Origin of the sequence: Gemmatimonas aurantiaca (assembly GCF_037190085.1) — a bacterium.
In the GTDB taxonomy this organism is placed as follows: Bacteria; Gemmatimonadota; Gemmatimonadetes; order Gemmatimonadales; family Gemmatimonadaceae; genus Gemmatimonas; species Gemmatimonas aurantiaca_A.
The window spans coordinates 298,729-314,758 of the sequence record NZ_JBBCJO010000002.1 but is presented as its reverse complement, the minus strand read 5'-3'; the positions used below and the strand labels follow the sequence as shown (position 1 = coordinate 314,758).

Annotated in this window: 17 protein-coding genes and 1 pseudogene; 6 read left to right on the top strand and 12 right to left on the bottom strand. The window is 64.5% G+C overall.

Features of this window, described 5'->3' with window-relative positions; translation table 11 throughout:
• Positions 1-132 precede the first annotated feature (132 nt).
• Positions 133-1,062 carry a phosphodiester glycosidase family protein gene (locus WG208_RS02990; protein WP_337169832.1) on the bottom strand — a complete coding sequence of 310 codons (930 nt, stop codon included), beginning with the start codon at positions 1,060-1,062 and terminating at the stop codon, positions 133-135.
• Entirely contained in the window at positions 1,035-1,670 is a 636-nt protein-coding gene (pdxH, locus tag WG208_RS02985) for a pyridoxamine 5'-phosphate oxidase (RefSeq protein WP_337169831.1), read from the bottom strand. Before pdxH ends, WG208_RS02990 begins: the two co-directional genes overlap by 28 nt.
• Before the next feature lie 74 nt (positions 1,671-1,744).
• On the opposite strand from pdxH, the gene WG208_RS02980 reads away from it, so the two are divergent.
• Complete coding sequence (locus WG208_RS02980; RefSeq protein ID WP_337169830.1) at positions 1,745-2,407, top strand: DsbA family oxidoreductase; 663 nt, start codon at positions 1,745-1,747, stop codon at positions 2,405-2,407.
• A gap of 1,284 nt (positions 2,408-3,691) precedes the next feature.
• On the top strand, positions 3,692-4,120 hold the full coding sequence (locus tag WG208_RS02975) for a hypothetical protein (RefSeq protein WP_337169829.1): 429 nt from the start codon (positions 3,692-3,694) through the stop codon (positions 4,118-4,120).
• Positions 4,121-5,013: 893 nt separating this feature from the next.
• On the opposite strand, the pseudogene WG208_RS02970 reads toward WG208_RS02975, so the two are convergent.
• Positions 5,014-5,583, bottom strand: a pseudogene (locus tag WG208_RS02970) (DUF5694 domain-containing protein).
• A gap of 341 nt (positions 5,584-5,924) precedes the next feature.
• Between WG208_RS02970 and WG208_RS02965 the strand changes: the two are divergent.
• The 3 genes from WG208_RS02965 to WG208_RS02955 all read left to right on the top strand — a co-directional run bounded on the left by WG208_RS02965 (position 5,925) and on the right by WG208_RS02955 (position 8,026).
• Positions 5,925-6,272, top strand: a complete 348-nt coding sequence (locus WG208_RS02965; RefSeq protein ID WP_337169828.1) for a PadR family transcriptional regulator — start codon at positions 5,925-5,927, stop codon at positions 6,270-6,272.
• Between the two features lie 633 nt (positions 6,273-6,905).
• Positions 6,906-7,130 carry a hypothetical protein gene (locus WG208_RS02960; RefSeq protein ID WP_337169827.1) on the top strand — a complete coding sequence of 75 codons (225 nt, stop codon included), beginning with the start codon at positions 6,906-6,908 and terminating at the stop codon, positions 7,128-7,130.
• The gene (locus WG208_RS02955; RefSeq protein WP_337169826.1) at positions 7,112-8,026 is read left to right on the top strand and encodes an ABC transporter permease; all 915 of its coding nucleotides are present in this window, start codon (positions 7,112-7,114) and stop codon (positions 8,024-8,026) included. Before WG208_RS02960 ends, WG208_RS02955 begins: the two co-directional genes overlap by 19 nt.
• An 83-nt stretch (positions 8,027-8,109) precedes the next feature.
• Here the strand turns inward: WG208_RS02955 and bioB are convergent, their stop codons facing one another.
• Genes bioB through WG208_RS02915 form a run of 8 tightly spaced genes read right to left on the bottom strand, consistent with a single transcriptional unit; the run spans position 8,110 to position 14,471 of the window.
• The gene (bioB, locus tag WG208_RS02950) at positions 8,110-9,177 is read right to left on the bottom strand and encodes a biotin synthase BioB (RefSeq protein ID WP_337169825.1); all 1,068 of its coding nucleotides are present in this window, start codon (positions 9,175-9,177) and stop codon (positions 8,110-8,112) included.
• 41 nt (positions 9,178-9,218) lie between these two features.
• A complete protein-coding gene (gene bioD, locus WG208_RS02945; RefSeq protein WP_337169824.1) occupies positions 9,219-9,956 on the bottom strand; it encodes a dethiobiotin synthase in 738 nt (245 codons plus the stop codon).
• An 8-nt stretch (positions 9,957-9,964) separates the two neighbouring features.
• Positions 9,965-11,413, bottom strand: coding sequence for an adenosylmethionine--8-amino-7-oxononanoate transaminase (locus WG208_RS02940; RefSeq protein ID WP_337169823.1), 1,449 nt, complete (start codon positions 11,411-11,413; stop codon positions 9,965-9,967).
• A complete protein-coding gene (bioF, locus tag WG208_RS02935; protein WP_337169822.1) occupies positions 11,410-12,597 on the bottom strand; it encodes an 8-amino-7-oxononanoate synthase in 1,188 nt (395 codons plus the stop codon). The genes WG208_RS02940 and bioF overlap by 4 nt, the downstream gene beginning before the upstream one ends.
• A 45-nt stretch (positions 12,598-12,642) precedes the next feature.
• Entirely contained in the window at positions 12,643-12,993 is a 351-nt protein-coding gene (locus WG208_RS02930) for a hypothetical protein (RefSeq protein WP_337169821.1), read from the bottom strand.
• Positions 12,990-13,481: a copper chaperone PCu(A)C gene (locus WG208_RS02925; RefSeq protein ID WP_337169820.1), complete on the bottom strand. Its 492-nt coding sequence runs from the start codon at positions 13,479-13,481 to the stop codon at positions 12,990-12,992. Before WG208_RS02925 ends, WG208_RS02930 begins: the two co-directional genes overlap by 4 nt.
• Positions 13,482-13,512: 31 nt before the next feature.
• On the bottom strand, positions 13,513-14,112 hold the full coding sequence (locus tag WG208_RS02920) for an SCO family protein (protein ID WP_337169819.1): 600 nt from the start codon (positions 14,110-14,112) through the stop codon (positions 13,513-13,515).
• Positions 14,097-14,471, bottom strand: a complete 375-nt coding sequence (locus WG208_RS02915) for a transcriptional repressor (RefSeq protein ID WP_337169818.1) — start codon at positions 14,469-14,471, stop codon at positions 14,097-14,099. The genes WG208_RS02920 and WG208_RS02915 overlap by 16 nt, the downstream gene beginning before the upstream one ends.
• A gap of 71 nt (positions 14,472-14,542) precedes the next feature.
• On the opposite strand from WG208_RS02915, the gene WG208_RS02910 reads away from it, so the two are divergent.
• On the top strand, positions 14,543-15,256 hold the full coding sequence (locus WG208_RS02910) for a phosphatase PAP2 family protein (RefSeq protein ID WP_337169817.1): 714 nt from the start codon (positions 14,543-14,545) through the stop codon (positions 15,254-15,256).
• 239 nt (positions 15,257-15,495) lie between these two features.
• Here the strand turns inward: WG208_RS02910 and WG208_RS02905 are convergent, their stop codons facing one another.
• On the bottom strand, positions 15,496-16,014 hold the full coding sequence (locus WG208_RS02905) for a DUF3299 domain-containing protein (RefSeq protein WP_337169816.1): 519 nt from the start codon (positions 16,012-16,014) through the stop codon (positions 15,496-15,498).
• Positions 16,015-16,030 lie beyond the last annotated feature (16 nt).

The window sequence follows — 16,030 nt, the reverse complement described above, 5'->3', positions numbered from 1 at the left end:
TGTGCTCCCGTGCCGGACGCAAGCTCGGCGTTGGTCGTGTGACGCAGGTGGTATTGCCGGAGGTGTTTCCGGTGACGTTCCCGGTGATATTTCCCGTCACGGCGGACCGCCGGATGCGATTCCGGCCTGGACTCAGCGACGGTCGGTTGTGCGATGCCCCACGAGGGCCAGCGGCACGCGCCGGAGGCCGTTCCAGCGCATCGTGTTGTCGCCATCCCTGCCGCCGCTCCCGTCCCGCAGGAGCAGTTGCGCGGACAGCCCTCCGTCGAGCATGACGGCGCGCGTGGCACCCAGGTCGCGCATGATCGTGGCCATTTCGTCCGTGGTGGGTCCGATGGGCAACCGGCTCCCCGCACTGCCCACACCGGCGTAGCGCGTCAATGCCAGCAGTACATGGCCGTTGGGCAACGTTCCGATGGTCAGGCGGATGTCGCGATGTTCGAGATCCACGGCGCCGGGCTGACACAATGCCGGCGGCATGCGCGCATCGTCGAGAATCAGTGGAAACGATTGCAGGACTTCCGTCCACCCGCCACGCCGCCGAGCGTCGGCGATTTCATCGGCCCGCAGAATGACCGCGCGTCCGCTGGTGTCGATGGCAAATGCCGCCGACAACGGACCCTGACCCGGCGCCTGCCATTCGCGCCCCCGGTGTATCACCCAGCCCCACGGACCGGCGTCGGTGAACTGCCCGGCATTCAGGGCCAGTGCGGCGTCGGCCGGTGCATCGTCCAGCGACCAGGGTGCCAGCGCATCACCGTCCCGTGCAATGTCCAGCGACAGAGCGATGCGCGCCGGATCGATGTCCACCACGATGATGGTGGCGGATATGGCCCGCGTTCCGAGGCGCACCGGCCACTCCGCCCACGACACGTCGCGGCCCCTCCAGCGCAGTGAGGGCGCGGACGGAGCGGGCAGAGCGTCGCTGCACGACAGCGGTTGAATGCGACGTGGTGTGCTTGGCTGAGCGGCGAGACCGCCGGGAAGTCCCGACAGGCCCGCCGCCATCAGCGCCGACCACGCTGCCGCCTTGTTCACGGCGATAGGCGTCGCGTCACCCACTGGCCGGCTTCCCGGCGATACTGGATCCGGTCGTGCAGTCGGCTGGGGCGCCCCTGCCAGAATTCGATCTCTTCGGGCACGATGCGAAATCCGCCCCAATGATCGGGCAGCGGCACATGCGCGTCGGCAAACCGGCGGGCATTGGCTTCCAGCTCCTGCTCGAGTGTCGCGCGGGAAGGGAGCACGCTGCTCTGTACGGAGGTCCATGCGCCGATGCGACTCGGCAGCGGGCGGGACTGGAAGTACTCGTCCGATTCGGTCCGGCTCACCCGCTGCACCGCGCCATTGATGCGCACCTGGCGTTCCAGTTCACCCCAGAAGAAACAGAGCGAGGCGCAGGGATTGTCGGCCAGCTCCTGTCCCTTCCGGCTCCGGTAGTCGGTGTAGAACACGAATCCCCGGGCGTCGGCGCCCTTGAGGAGCACCATGCGGGCCGACGGGTATGCATCGGGGGTGGCAGTGGCCAGGCACATCGCATTGGGTTCGAGCACCTGCGCGGCGAGGGCTTCGTCGAACCAGGTCAGGAACTGCGTGATGGGGTCGGCGGCCACGTCCTGCTCGGACAGCGAACGCTGGCGATAGTCGGTGCGGATATCGGCGATGGACATACGATGGTGCTGACGATGGTGCTGGAAGACCGTGGGACTGCAGTTCCCCTGCACACAAACGTACACTCCGTATCATGGCCTTCACGAAACTGGTGAGTCTCGAGCTGTACGCCGATCTGGTCTGCCCGTGGTGCTGGATCGGTGACCGTCGCCTCTGGCGCGCCCTGACGCAGGTGCAGGCCGCTCATCCCGAGGTGGGATTCGATCTCGTCTGGCGCCCGTTCCAGCTCGATCCCACGCTTCCGCCGGAAGGGCGGGACTGGGAAGAAGTGATCGAGAACAAGTTCGGTGGACGGGCGCGCGCCGAACCCATGTTCGCGCGGGTGGCGGAAGCGGGGGCCGCCGATGGCTGTGTCTTCGCGTTCGATCGCATCACGCGCATGTCCAACACGGCCCGGGCGCATGGCCTGGTGCTGCACGCGCAGCAGACCGAGCGCGATCCATGGCCGTTGGTGGATGCGATCTTCACCGCGCACTTCTCAGAAGGGGCGGACCTGGGCGATCCCGAAGTGCTCACCGGACTGGCCCGCGCCGCCGGATTCAGCGACGCGGACATCGAGGCCGTGGTGACGGAAGGACGGTACGACCTCGATGTGCAGCAGAGTCAGCGCGAAGCCGCGCGACTGGGCATTCAGGGGGTGCCGTTCGTGGTGCTGGACGGCCGGTACGGTGTGAGTGGCGCGCAGCCGGAGTCGGTGTTCGTGCAGGCGCTCACGCAGGTGGTGAGCGAAGCCTGACCGGGCTCGCGAGTGGGCAGCTCCTTCTGTTCGTAGACCGTGTCAGACGTCGACGGAATTTGATACTTTCTGTTCCGCGGAAGAATTTGACGACACCACCAAAGAGATGCTCATGAACGCGAACAAATTGCATGAGAAACGTCTGGAAGCCCTGTGTGCGCACACAGAACGTGGCTGGCAAGACTCCGAACATGGCTGCCTCGTCGCTCCTGAGATCGTGGCTGACGAGATCCTGGCCAAGAGTGTGCAACGCTGCAAACAGCGCGGATAGGGTATGGGTGCTTGCTGCCCTCACAGAGACCGCCGCGCGGGATCTCCACGCAATCTGGGATTACATCGCCGATGAGCGCAGTCCCGACATCGCAGATAGGATCTTTGGCGAACTATTGGACGAATGTGAGCGTCTCGCTCATGAGCCCGGCATGGGTTACACAAGGGCAGATCTCGTTCAGGATCACACCGTCGATTCTGGCAGCGCTTCAGGCTAAAGGATCGCCGTCCGATTGATTTTGGTTCTAGATCATTCGGTCAACTCCGGGGAGGTAGTTGTGTTCAGTATACGGCGCACATTCGCAGCCGACCAATCAGCATCAGTTCCCCAGACCAATCGGGCTCGCTGAAGAGCAGATTCGGACTGAATCGCGAGTATTCCGATTAGATCACCGGCCACGATCGAAGCTCTATCAGCAAAAAATAGCTGAACTGATTCTACAATCTGTGCCTCTGACATAGAATTCCCTGCCATGACTCGCCATGCATGGAGAAACTCTTGCTGCGAAAAAAGATCACGTGCGTCTGGGCGTCCGTGCGCTGTGCTCGACACAGAAATTTGTGATAAGGGTTGCAAACGGGCGGTTGGAGACGTTGTGACAGAAAGGTAGCAGAAAAGAACTTGACGCGCGATTGAAGCAGATCTACAATTCGTCGCCTTCACCTAATGAAGTATGAGGGATCATTTAACCTGTGGAGATCCGAAATATGCGGTTGGGTAGATCTTATGCGGCGTTCTTGGCAAGCATCATCTTGTCTGCTTGCGCATCGGAGACGCCGACGGTGTCCGCTCCAATTCCTGATAGAGGACAGGTACCATCGATCAGGACAAGCATAACTTCAGATGATGGGTATTACACCCTCACCGAGTTGCCTGAAGCGATGCAAGAGCCGATCTGGATTGGAGATTCCCCGCCGCTTCCGGTTGGAGCAACGTTCGTATGCCCCAATCCATTTCCACCGCCGGGCTTCCTAACTCTTCCGCCGCTTGCTTTGTGGGTTACGACTGCCCACATGGGTGGCTACCCGATCCAGCGGCGCTTTACCTTCCCATTTCCCTACACCTATCAGTACCAAGGAACGAGTGGCGGTAAGCTGTATTGTGGTTACACTACTCCACCTGCGCTATCAGCAGATGGCGATTGGGAGTTGTATGGAGGAACCTTGGTAGCCCGGAGTTCGATCGTTTGGACGTTGGCCTTCAAGGGCGGACTGCTCACTGCTGTTCGCTATGAGGGCGGAAATGCCAAGCGCATCGCCTGTGGTGGTCAATTCATCTTTGATCCGTCTCAGCCTTGTGATCCACCGGGTGGCCCATCGGATCCGGGCTACGGCGGTGGTGGATCCGGTTGTGAAAACGTTTGGTTGATCGTAGAGATCAACTATGGTGACGGAACGGGCTGGCATGAACTCTGGTCTGGATATGTCCTGGTTTGTGACTGACACCGCTCAATTCAACCGCCCTATCCGCATCTCTCCCCACACGATGAACAACACTTATCGCTGCACTCGTCAGCTTCTCGCCTCTTTGCTCCTCACGTTCGCTTTGCCGCTGGGAGCACAGACTATGACTTCTGAGGCTAACCCCGAGGCGGTCCGAACCAAGGAACTGGCACGCCGAGTAGAAGTCAGAGTCGCATTGGTAGACAAGCTGCCAATCGAATCGTCCGCTCCACTAATCTCCCGTCAAGGGTCGCAGGGCGACTTTATCCTGATGGACCGCGCAAGCATGAGTCGTGAAGGTCTAGCGAGGGCTGTGTACCACCTTGCTTTGCTCCGAGATATCCAGGGCGACACTGCTCGACTCGCAGGGAACATCCGAGTCCCTGCATCAAAGGGCGCCGACAGGATGCTCGCGCGAGAGGGGAAAGTAATTGATGGTATGTTGGCTCGGATCGAATCTGCGGATGTGAAGCAATTGGCAGTTGGTGGATCAGGCCGGGCAATTTCGGTCTACCTTCCTTCAAAGGCGATGAAGGAAGAACTGAACATAAGTGTCGCCCGAACCGTTCGACGATAGCAGTGGGCTTGAAGTGCAGAGAGCCTTCCAGAATAGTCTGGAGGGCTCTCTATTTGCATACTACTCAAACTCAAACCTTTGTCTCGACATTGTCGAGACAATCCGCGCCACATATTTGGCATGCTTGCGAACGAGCACGCGCGCGGAGAATCGGTAGCCGATGTGCCAGTGAAACGGCGCCGACCGGCGTTCGGAATTTCCAAACCCCAAGCCCCACAATACTGCGGCCCCGAGGAACTCTCCCCGTCAGACCTCAAAGATCGGTAGCGAACCACTGAACGGAATGACGGTGCTGGTCTATCCGCTTTGCGCACGCTCATCGCCGCAGCAGCGGAAGCGGATCCACCAGATCCCATTCCCCGGCATCCCGGATCATATCGCGAAGGATGCGAGTATGTCCGGCGTCGATCAGCACCAGCACCCGGGTATCGGGTGCGGTGACCGTGCGCGCAATGTTGGCGTAGATGTGGAGATTGCGGGAAAACCAGGCGCTGGTCATCTGTGCGCCGATGTACGTCGAGTCCCGCCCGATCTGCGCTGCGCGGAGGTAGTACGCATGCGCGGCGTCCATGCGCGGTTCGTTGTGCAGTGCCACCAGTTCCGGCACACTCATCGTCGGGAATGCGCGGCCGATCCGGGCGACTTCGGCCTGCACCGTCTGTCGCATCTACTGCGCGAACGGCGCGAATCCATTGGCCATCGCGAACTGCACCACGCCCATCATGTCGAGTTCCTGAGGATGGTCCACGGCATACACGTGCTGCAGTCCCAGCGACGCCGCCAGTCGAAAACCCACCTGCTCCGACTCTGATCGACTGAGCGTCTGTTCGCCGCGTCGAAAGGCGGCGTACCGGGTGTCGAGGCTTGCCTGGCGTGCGAACGGCACCTCGACCGCGACGACCGTGGGCCGGAATGCCGCGAGCAGCTCGACCAGCCGGCCACTTCCTGCTGACGCTTCGGTGCCAGGATGTCATCCGCCACGACGTTGCCCAAGTCGGCCCCGGGATTGGCCATGTGGTAGGTGCCCACGATGAGGACCGCAGGGCGCGGCTGCGCCGAGGCGGGAGCGGCCGGCAGGCCGGAGAGGATCAGCAATCCAACGAGGCATCCGAAGCGCGTACGAGGCATGGTCTACTCGGCTGGACGTGGTTGACGCGTCGCCTCCCGCGGGCGTATAGATAGACGGTCTGTCCATACGTTACAGTAAGTCTATCTATCCATCAGTCCATGCTTCCGCAACCCCCCGACTCCGCCACGCCCCAGGAGATCCCGCCCGGGACCCTCGAGATGCTGATCCTGCGCTCGCTCGCCGCGCAGCCGATGCACGGCTACGGCATCGCGCAGCATATCGAACGCCTTTCGGGCGACGTGTTCCGTGTCGAGAAGGGATCGCTCTATCCGGCGCTCGACCGTGTCCTGCGAAGCGGGTGGGCGACGGCCACATGGGGGACATCGGGGACCGGACGGCGGGCGCGATACTATCACATCACCCCCGCCGGCCGTCGGCAGCTCGGCGAGAAACGGGCGAATTTCCTCGAAGCGTTTTCGGCAATCCAGCGCATTCTCGAGGGCTGAGCGCATGGCGGTGTTCGCCGGATGGCGCTACCGACTCCGGACAGTGCTGCGGCCGCGCAAGGCCCGGGCAGAGCTCGAGGAAGCGATCCGTCTCGACCTCGAACTCGAGGCGATGCATCGTACGATGCCTCATGCGACGCATCACGCGATGCATCCTGCGATGCTCCACGCGGATGAACGCCCGGCGACCGACGAGGCTTCCCGTCTTGCCGGCATGGTCGAGGAGACCTGGGGATTGCCCGGTGTGCGAGACGTGATGCTCGATGTGCCCCACGTGCTCCGCCTTGTCCGGGCGACACCGGCCTCCACGCTCTGGATCCTCGCGGTCGCGAGTCTTGGCGTCGGGGCTATTCAGGCCGTGTTGAGCGTAGGGGCCGTCCTGCGAACGATCACACCGGCAGAGCCGCAGTTCCTGCAGGTGCTGCATCTGCTCATCGGGGCTGCGGTTCTCCTGTGGGGAATGGCGACCCTCGTCACGACGCGATCACTCGTGGCACGTACGGCCGGCCGCCGAGAGATGATGGTGGCCCGCGTATCCGCCGGGGCGGCCGTGCCGGACGTCCTGCGTCATCTGCGTTTCGAAGCGCTGATGCTGGCAGGAGGGCGGTGGTTCTGGCCGTATTCGTCGCACGGATGGCGACTCCGGTGTTCTGGGCGATTGTTCCCGATCTGTCGCTGTTCTTCGGGCAGACCATCAGTCTTCGCTGGAGTCCCTGGAACGTCGTTATCGCCGCGACGTCGGTTATCGTCCCCGGACTCGCGCTCGAGTTGTTCACCGCACGCCGGTGGTTCGGAGTAGCACCCACGGTGGTTCGTGCCGACGGCCGCTGGAAACGATCGTGGACGAAGCCCGTGTGAGGGCGCTGACGCTCGGTTTCGGTGCCAGCGCGATCGGGATCGCCAACGCGTTCTGGGCCAGTGCACGGGCCATCGCGGCGGCCGATATCGGATTTCCGGTTAACGGCCTGTTCGTGCGTGAGGCGCGTTGTTCGGTGGGCGAGACCATCGCTCCCGCGGGCGCGCTGTGTCTCGAGGCCGCCTCCGTTCCCATGACGGGTGGAACACATGAGTGGCGCCGAGTGGAAGGGATGAATGGACGTGGGGTCCCAAATGTCATCGTCCTGCGTGTCGTTCCCGGCTACTTCGAGATGCTCGGTGTGCCGATCGTGTCTGGACGGGATTTCGAAGCGGGGGAGGGGGAGGGAGCCGCGGCGCACACCGTGATCGTGTCGAGGAATTTGGCGATCGCCCTGGGCGGTGTGCGTTCGATCGTGAATGAACGAATCCGCGTGGCCGATACGATGGTGCGTGTGGTCGGCGTCGCGGGCGACGTTCGTCATTTCGGTGCCGCGGCGGGCAATCCGTTCATCGTCTATGCGCTCGATGCTCCGCGATCAACGGAGCGACACCTTCACGTGTGGCGCGAAACTGGTGTCGCCGCCGCTCCGGATCGGTATGCCCATTTCATTCGCGAGTATCATGCGGCCTACTTCGCACCGGCGTGGGTGCTGGCGACATTCGGTCTCGTAGCCTGTCTGCTTTTCTTCTTCGTGCCGGACCATGATGAACGTCTGCTGCTGACGATCGGCGGTGGCATCGGTGTGTCGGTCGTCGTGACATGGGCCATGCGCAGCCTTGTAGGGCCGCTGCTGTATGGCACGCAGGTCAGCGTTGTGCCCGTCGTATGGATCGGCACTGCGGGCGGTGTGGTGGCGTGGCTGGTACACCGCCTGCGGCAGAGGAACCGTCGCTAGTGTACCACTTGGGAGGTCGGAGATAGTCGCAGCACTGCTGCGACTATTCTCTTGAGCACCTCAGTCTCGTTGGACTTTGCTCATCACACCTCGACCAACGGCAGCGGCGCGCGCGGATACTGCTCCGGCACCCCTTCGAACGGATCGCCGGTGAACGGCTCCCCATCGGGCGTCTCGAGCACGAAGCCGGCGTCTTCGATCATGCGCATGTCGTCACGCGCCGTCTGCCCCTGCGTGGTGAGATAGTCGCCCACGAAGATGGAATTGGCCGGATAGAGGCCCATCACCTGCATGCTGCGCAGATGCACCTCACGGCCGCCACTGATGCGGATCTCCTGCGTGGGCAGCAGGAGACGGTAGAGCGTGAGAATGCGCAGGCAACGGCGCGGATCGAGTTCGCGCTTGTCGGCGAAGCTCGTGCCGGGCACGGGGATGAGGAAGTTCACCGGGACACTCTTCACATCGAGTTCACGCAGCGACAGCGCAAGATCGATCACGTCGTCGTCGCTCTCGCCCATACCGAGGATGCCGCCGCTGCACGTCTTCATGCCCGCGGCTTTCACCGCCTGCACCGTGCCCACCCGATCCTCGAACGTGTGCGTGGACACGATTTCGGGCGTGTAGTTGGCCGAGGTGTTGAGATTGTGGTTCACGGTCTCCACACCGGCTTCCTTGAGGCGCAGCACCTGCTCTTCGTTCAGCAGGCCCAGGCAGGCGCAGATCTTGAGATCGTGCTTCTCACGCACGGCGCGCACGGCATCGAGCACTTTGCCGAAGACCCGTTCACCGGGTGAGCGTCCCGAGATCACCATGCAGAGCGTGCCGGCCTTGAGCGCGGCAGCGCGGTCGGCGGCTTCGAGGATGCGCTCCTGCGCCAGCATGGGATACTTCTCGATTTCCGCCGCCGAGATCTTCGACTGCGAGCAGTACCCGCAGTCTTCGGGGCAGAGACCGCTCTGCGCGTTGAGGAGGAAGTGCAGGCGCACCCGGTTTCCCCACGTGGCGCGGCGCACCCGATAGGCCGCGGCCAGTTGATCCAGCAGCACGTCGTCGGAAGCGGTGAGCACGGCGCGCGCTTCGTCGCGCGTGAGCAGGTCACCAGCCAGGGAGCGATCGGCGAGACGCTGCCAGTCGAGGAGATGATCGGTCATCGGAGTGTCGGTCGGCGAACGGGAAATCGAGGGGCCGCGTGTCAGGACACGACGCGCGACAGAAGCTGGTCGAAACCGGCCGTGGCGGCGGTCGCCGCCAGCACATCCGGATCTTCGACCTGCTCCACCCACGGAAACTGAAACAGGGGAAGGTGCGGCAACAGTTGTTGCAGGGCCTCGAAGTTCGTGGCCCGGGAGGGATCGGTGGCGACCGGTGACTCGGGCGGGGTGAGTGCGGCGAGGATCATGCCCCTTATGCGCAGCCCCGCGGCTTCGATGGCCCGCACCGTGAGCAGGGTGTGGTTGAGCACTCCCAGCCGATTGCCGGCCACCAGCACCACTCCGGTCTGCCAGCGCACGAACAGATCGACGTAACTGGTATGGACATCGAGCGGCACCAGGATGCCACCCGCGCCTTCCACCAGTAGCAGATCGGCCTCGGCCTCCAGCAAGGCACGACATCGATCGAGCTCCGCCATCAGGACCGGCCGACCCGAGCGGACAGCGGCGATCATCGGGGCGAGAGGCTCGTCGTACGCGAAAGGGCGTACGAGATCGAGCGGCGCCGTACTGCCCGCTGCGGCGCGCAGACGTTCGGCATCGGAGTGCACCGTACCGTCAGTGGGCGAAACATCGATCCCGCTTTCCACCGGCTTCATCACGGCCACGCGCAGACCCCGTTGCCGGGCGCGCGCGGCCAGTGCGCAGGCCACCACGGTCTTGCCGACACCGGTGTCGGTACCGGTGACCGCGAGACGATCGATGAGACGATCAGTCATCGAGACGATCAATCATCGAACGGCCCGCCGGTGCCGATCGGGGCCGCACGTTCACCGCTCAGGAAGCGCTGCATGACCGTGTACACCGCATCGAGCTCACGATCGGTGGTACAGTACGGCGGCAGGCAGTAGGCCACGTTGCCGAGCGGACGCAGCAATACGCCCTGCTCCAGCGCGTAGGCGGCCAGTTCACGTCCGATGTCGCTCAGATAGCCCGGCGGTGCATCGAGTTCGACCGCGGCCACTGTGCCGATCTGCCGCACGGCACGCACGCCGGTCGTGCCCGCGAGCGCGGCGAGATGATGCATGTGCGCCACTTCGATGCGCACCCGTTCGTTTTCGCTGTCGTCGTCGAAGAGTTGCAACGACGCCAGCGCCGCCGCGCAGGCGATGGGATTGGCGGTGTACGAGTGGCCGTGGAAAAACGTCTTGCGACGATCGGTGCTGCTGAATGCGTCGAAGATCTCTTCGGTGGCCGCCGTGGCGCCGAGCGGCAGCAGGCCACCGGTGATGCCTTTGGACATGCACAGGAGATCGGGGCGCACTTCGGCGCGATCGCAGGCGAACAGCGGGCCCGTCCGACCGAAGCCGGTGAGCACTTCATCGGCGATGAGATGCACGCCGGCCGCACTGGTCCGCTGACGGATGCCCTGCAGTACGTCTTCATCCCACACCCGCATGCCACCGGCGCCGATGAGCAGCGGTTCCACGATCACCGCGGCCAGTTCGCGCCCCCGGTCGGCAATGAGTGCGTCGAGCGCGGCGAGTGTATCGCCCTCCGAGGGATCGGGCAGGCGCGCCACCTCGAACAGCAGCGGTTCGTACATGTTCGTGAACACACTGCGGGCGCCGGCGGCCATCGCGCCGAACGTGTCGCCGTGATAGGCGTGATCGAGCGCCGCGATGAGCCGCCGCGATTCACCGCGATTGGCGAACGACTGCACCGACAGTTTGATCGCGACTTCCACGGCGGTGGACCCGTCATCCGAGAAGAAGATGCGCGAGAGTCCGCGGGGCAGTCGGCCCACCAGTTCCGCGGCCAGTGCCGCCGCCGGTTCGTGCGTGAATCCGGCAAAGATCACCTGATCCAGCGTGGCCGCCTGATCGGCGATGGCCTGCACGATGTCCGGATGGCAGTGCCCGTGCGTGGTCACCCACCACGAGGAGATGGCATCGAGAATCGGACGACCGTGCGTGTCGTACAGCCAACTGTCCTTCGCCCGTGCGATGGGTACGGGCATCGGGGCCTGATGATGCTGCGTGTACGGATGCCAGACGTGCGCGGTGTCGTGCAGCAGAATGTGCTGACGCATGAGCTGACTCTGCGACTCGGCGGGGCTGTCCGCTTCGTTCACTGTATCCGATCCGTCGTCGTACACCGCCCCCGACATTCCGTCAGGCTCGTCGTCGGTGAAGTCTTCGGCAAAATCGTCCGTGAAATCGTCGAACGGATTCATCGGACCCTCAACGCGTCGCAGAGACTGGCCGCCAGCGTATCGACCAGTTCCATGGGATGCACGGCCGAGAGGGAGATGCGCAGACGGGACGTGCCCGGTGGCACCGTGGGAGGACGCACTCCGCCCACGAGGAATCCGCGCCGGCGCAGGTTGGCCACCAATTCCATCGTGCGCTTCGCATCACCGATGATCACCGGAACGATGTGTCCTTCCGCATCTCCCGGCACATCGAGACCGCCTTCACGCAGACGCTGACGCAGACGCCGCGCGCGCTCGCGCACCGCATCACGCCGCCATCCCTCCACTTGCGCGATGCGCAGGGCTTCGAGCGTGGCGGCAGCCATCGCCGGCGGCGTGCCCGTGGTGAAGATGAACGAACGCGACCGACTCACCAGCAGTTCCACCAACTCCTGCGAGCCACCCACGTAGGCGCCCACCGTGCCGAGCGCCTTGCCCAGTGTACCGACCACTACGTCGATCTGTCCGTCGACACCGAAGTGTTCGATGGTTCCCGCACCGGTGGCCCCGAGCACACCCGTCCCATGCGCGTCGTCGACATACGTCCACGCCTGATGTCGGCGCGCCAGCGGCACCAGCCGGTCCAGCGGGAACATGTCGCCGTCCATCGAGAACACCCCTTCCACCACGATCAGTGCGCGGCGGAAACTGGCACGCTCGGCTTCCAGCATGGCCGACAACGCATCGAGATCGTTGTGCGGGAAGATCCGCACCTGCGCGCGCGAGAGCCGGCACCCGTCGATGAGTGACGCGTGGTTGAGCGCGTCTGAGTAGATGACGTCCCCATGGTCCGCCAGCGCGGCAATCACCCCCACGTTGGCCATATAGCCCGACGGGTACAGCAGGGTGAAGTCGACCTGCTTGAGACGGGCGAGCGTGTGTTCGAGGGTCTCGTGAATCGGATGATTGCCCGAGATCAGGCGGGCCGCGGCCGCGCCGGTGCCTTCGGCCTGCAAAACGGCCCACGCGGCACGCGCCACGCGCGGATCGGCGGCGAGACCGAGGTAGTCGTTGGATGCAAAATCGGCGACACGCTCGCCGTTGAAAATGACCGTGCCGGCACGACGCTGCTGCGCCTGACGCAGCGCGCGCTTGAGCCCCGCGGTTTCGAGGGCCCGCAACTCCTCGTCGAGCGCGGCGCTCATCGTGGACGGGGGCAACGTCATGGATGTCTCACGGGCCTTCGATTCAACCAGCGGTTCAGCCATCGTTCAGCGAATGACGAAGGTGAGTTGCGTCTTCGTCGGATGCGCCGAACAGGCTCCGCCGAATGTTCCGGGCGGGACCGTGTAGTCGGTACGGCCGCCGGCGGGAATCGTGAACATCGCCAGCTGATGTTTCACCGTGTCGTCGTTGACCACCCGGATGGTGCGGCGCGCGCCACTGCCGCCCACGAAGACGGTGTCGCCGAGTGGGTTGGTGCGTCCCAGGGCATCGGTGACTTCGGCGATACCGCCGCGGCGCACGCGGATGAGCGTATCGGGGCGCGGCCAGGTGAGCCAGGCGATGGTCGCGGTGAGCACGATCAATCCCGTGATGCCACCAAGACGGGCCGGATTCATGGCGCGCGCACGGGAATCATGAGTGGAATCAGGTCGCCGCTGGAGAGCTGCAATACCAGCGGAACACTGTCGCCCACCATCAGAGCGCGATGCAGACCGATGAGCATCACATGCAGACCGCCCGGCCCCATCACCAGCGAATCACCGGGCGCGATGGGGACCGACGGGCGCGGCGTCATGTGCATCATCCCATCGTGCTGCATCGTTTCGTGCAGTTCGACGGCATCCGCAGCCGTGCTGGCGGCTCCAGCGATCTCCACTGGATCGGGGTTCCCGTTCACCAGCGACACGTAGGCGCCGCCCGTGGCCGCGGAGTCGGCGATGCGTGCCCAGGCATCGCGCACGGTGATGCCATGGATCACGGGCGACGGCGCCGCCGCGGCTGGAGTCGGGGACATCTCCGCGTGTTGTTCCGTGTCACCACAGGCGATGCACAGCGGCGCCAGGACGAGCATGGCTACCACCGATCGAGGGAGAGAGCGAAGCAAGGCAGGAAACCTCGGGGAACGTCGGGAACTTTCAGAGCAGGCGATCGAGGTCGGCGGCGAGCGCCTCCCACGGTGTGCCGAACGGATAGAGCGCGACGAGACGCCCCTGGTCGTTCACGAGAAACACCTGCGCGGAGTGACTGACGAGATAACCATTGGCCGTGGGGACATCCTCCCGGGCCGCCGCCACTCCGAACGCTTCCATGATGCGGGCCGTGGTGAGACCATCCCCCGAGACGCCGATGAAGCTCGCGTCGTACTGTTTGGCGTACCGTTCGGCGACAGCCGGCGTGTCCCGTTCCGGATCGACGGTGACGAAGACGAACCGCACGCGCGCCGCGTCGTCACCGAGCTTCGCCTTGACCCGCTTCCAGTCGGCGAGGGTGGTGGGGCAGACGTCCGGGCAGTGCGTGTAGCCGAAAAACAGCACCATCGGCCGACGCGACTCGGGCGTGGTGCGGTACGGCGTGCCGTCGGCCTGCGTGAATTCGAACGTCGGCATGTCGCGCGGCGGATCGATGGCCATGCCCTGGAAACCACCGCCCAGGTCGCAGGCGGCGAGCAGCAACGCCGCGAAGCCCAGGAGTCGCCGTCCGCCCGCGCGTGCCGCTCCCCTCAGTCCGCCGCGCACCGCGCGCACAGACCGTACAGCACGACTTCGTGACTCTCCAACCGGAAGCCAGCCGGCGCCAGGTCCCGCAATTCCCCGGGACACCCGTGGATCTCGAAGACGCGGGTGCAGGTGCGGCACCGGAAGTGGTGGTGATGCTCGCTGCCGGAGCGCTCGTAGCGCGGCGGTTCGCCCGGGAGTTCCACCGGAACGAGCCACCCACTTTCCACCAGTGAGTTGATCGTCCGATAGACCGTGGCGATACCGAGTTTGGCGATGCGATTCCGACCGGCTTCGAGAACCTCAGCCGGCCCCAGGGGGCGCGGGATCTCCTCGAAGACCTGCCGGATGGCGTCCCGCTGCTTCGTGTTGCGTTCCATTCCCCAAATATGGCAGCCGTCCACCTCGATCATAGTGGCGGGGCTCCGTCCGCCGCCCTTGATTTCCGCGCATGAATCCTTTTGCGGGAACCGGGCTGGCGGATGCCCATGTCGATGCCCAGGTCGATGCGCACGACGACCGTACGGATCGTGCCCAGGACAGCGCTCTGGAACGACCCCGTACGCGCTGGACACGATGGTTGCTGGTGACGGCGGTGGTGGTGGGCATCGCGCATGTGCTCGATCCATGGGCATGGCAGCTCCGCATGCCCACCGTCTACGAGAAGGACTGGGGACGACTGCTGCGCATCCAGGGATTCCTGCCGACGTGGGGCGTGGTGGCGCTGGCCTGGTGGCTGCAGCGGGTGGGCCACGCTGATCGGAAACGGGGCGCCGCGCTGCTGCTCTTCTCGCCGGTGGCCGGCGGTATCGCGGCCGAATTGCTCAAGCTCCTGCTGCGCCGGCTGCGCCCCGACGCCGAGCATTTTGGGTACGCCTTCCGGGCTTTCAGCGACGGTCCCTGGTCGAACCGGGGCATGGGCCTGCCCAGTTCCCATGTGCTCGTGGCGTTTGCCGGGGCCTTTGCGCTGGGGCGGCTGTTTCCCCGCGCCCGCTGGGTGTTCTACACGCTGGCGGCGGGCTGCGCGATGACGCGAGTCCTGGCCAATGCCCACTACCTGAGCGACACCGTGGTGGCTGCCTGTGTGGCCTGGGCGGTGGTGGCTTTGATCGATGCCCGCGTCGGCACGGGGATCGCTGAACGATCGGAACGGTCGCCGGGGTAATCACCGGCCGTTCGACATGCCTTCGGCCTGCCTTATGGGCGAGTGTCACGCGGGTGGGGCACGACGCCATCGAACATGTGCAGGCGGGAGTCGCGGTCAGCAGCGGCGGATCGCCGCGGCCTGACGTGTGGTGACATCGACGCGACGGTGCAGGTGTGCACGGCAGGTGTGCACGGACACGCAGCGGGATCGCGATTCGAATGAAGTGCGTCACAGCTCCATGATGATCTTCCATCGCCTCAACCGCGCTCCTTGTAGAGCGTGATGCGTTCGCCGTCCATCTGAAAGCCCGCCGATCCGTAGATCGACTTGACCGTGATCACGCGCAGCACGCCCTCCACCCATACCGGGGCCCACCAGGAGAGCGGTGTGGTGCCCCGCATCTTCACGTACACGAGCTGATTGGGCGGCGGGGGCGGCAGGTGCACGCATGCGCCGAAGTACGGCACCAGCAGGAATTCCTTGGCGCGATCCTGGAAATCCTCGAGCGGCACGATGAACCCCGGCACCCGCACCCGTCGACCGACGAGTTTGCGCAGCGAATCACCGGGTGCGCCCGTGCGCACATCGAGGGTGCTCAGCAGGCGCCAGTCGATGGTGATGACCTCGTCGGCCACCTCGTCGCCCGCGTCGGTGGTGTCCACCGGCAGGGCCGCGAGTGTGGCTTCGAGTTTTTGCGGAACGGGACGTGGCCGGACGCCGCACACGGCGGCAGCGGCGACGATCACGAACCAGGAGGCCAGACGGCGTAAGGGCATAAGACGGGTGTTTTAG

Bases quoted from the DNA above. Each gene is read 5' to 3' on its own strand.
- bioB (WP_337169825.1), bottom strand. From the start codon at position 9,177: ATGACCGATCATCTCCTCGACTGGCAGCGTCTCGCCGATCGCTCCCTG.
- pdxH (WP_337169831.1), bottom strand. From the start codon at position 1,670: ATGTCCATCGCCGATATCCGCACCGACTATCGCCAGCGTTCGCTGTCC.
- WG208_RS02980 (WP_337169830.1), top strand. From the start codon at position 1,745: ATGGCCTTCACGAAACTGGTGAGTCTCGAGCTGTACGCCGATCTGGTC.
- bioF (WP_337169822.1), bottom strand. From the start codon at position 12,597: ATGACGTTGCCCCCGTCCACGATGAGCGCCGCGCTCGACGAGGAGTTG.
- WG208_RS02975 (WP_337169829.1), top strand. From the start codon at position 3,692: ATGGGTGGCTACCCGATCCAGCGGCGCTTTACCTTCCCATTTCCCTAC.
- WG208_RS02915 (WP_337169818.1), bottom strand. From the start codon at position 14,471: ATGGAACGCAACACGAAGCAGCGGGACGCCATCCGGCAGGTCTTCGAG.
- WG208_RS02965 (WP_337169828.1), top strand. From the start codon at position 5,925: ATGCTTCCGCAACCCCCCGACTCCGCCACGCCCCAGGAGATCCCGCCC.
- WG208_RS02960 (WP_337169827.1), top strand. From the start codon at position 6,906: ATGGCGACTCCGGTGTTCTGGGCGATTGTTCCCGATCTGTCGCTGTTC.
- bioD (WP_337169824.1), bottom strand. From the start codon at position 9,956: ATGACTGATCGTCTCATCGATCGTCTCGCGGTCACCGGTACCGACACC.
- WG208_RS02910 (WP_337169817.1), top strand. From the start codon at position 14,543: ATGAATCCTTTTGCGGGAACCGGGCTGGCGGATGCCCATGTCGATGCC.
- WG208_RS02930 (WP_337169821.1), bottom strand. From the start codon at position 12,993: ATGAATCCGGCCCGTCTTGGTGGCATCACGGGATTGATCGTGCTCACC.
- WG208_RS02905 (WP_337169816.1), bottom strand. From the start codon at position 16,014: ATGCCCTTACGCCGTCTGGCCTCCTGGTTCGTGATCGTCGCCGCTGCC.
- WG208_RS02940 (WP_337169823.1), bottom strand. From the start codon at position 11,413: ATGAATCCGTTCGACGATTTCACGGACGATTTTGCCGAAGACTTCACC.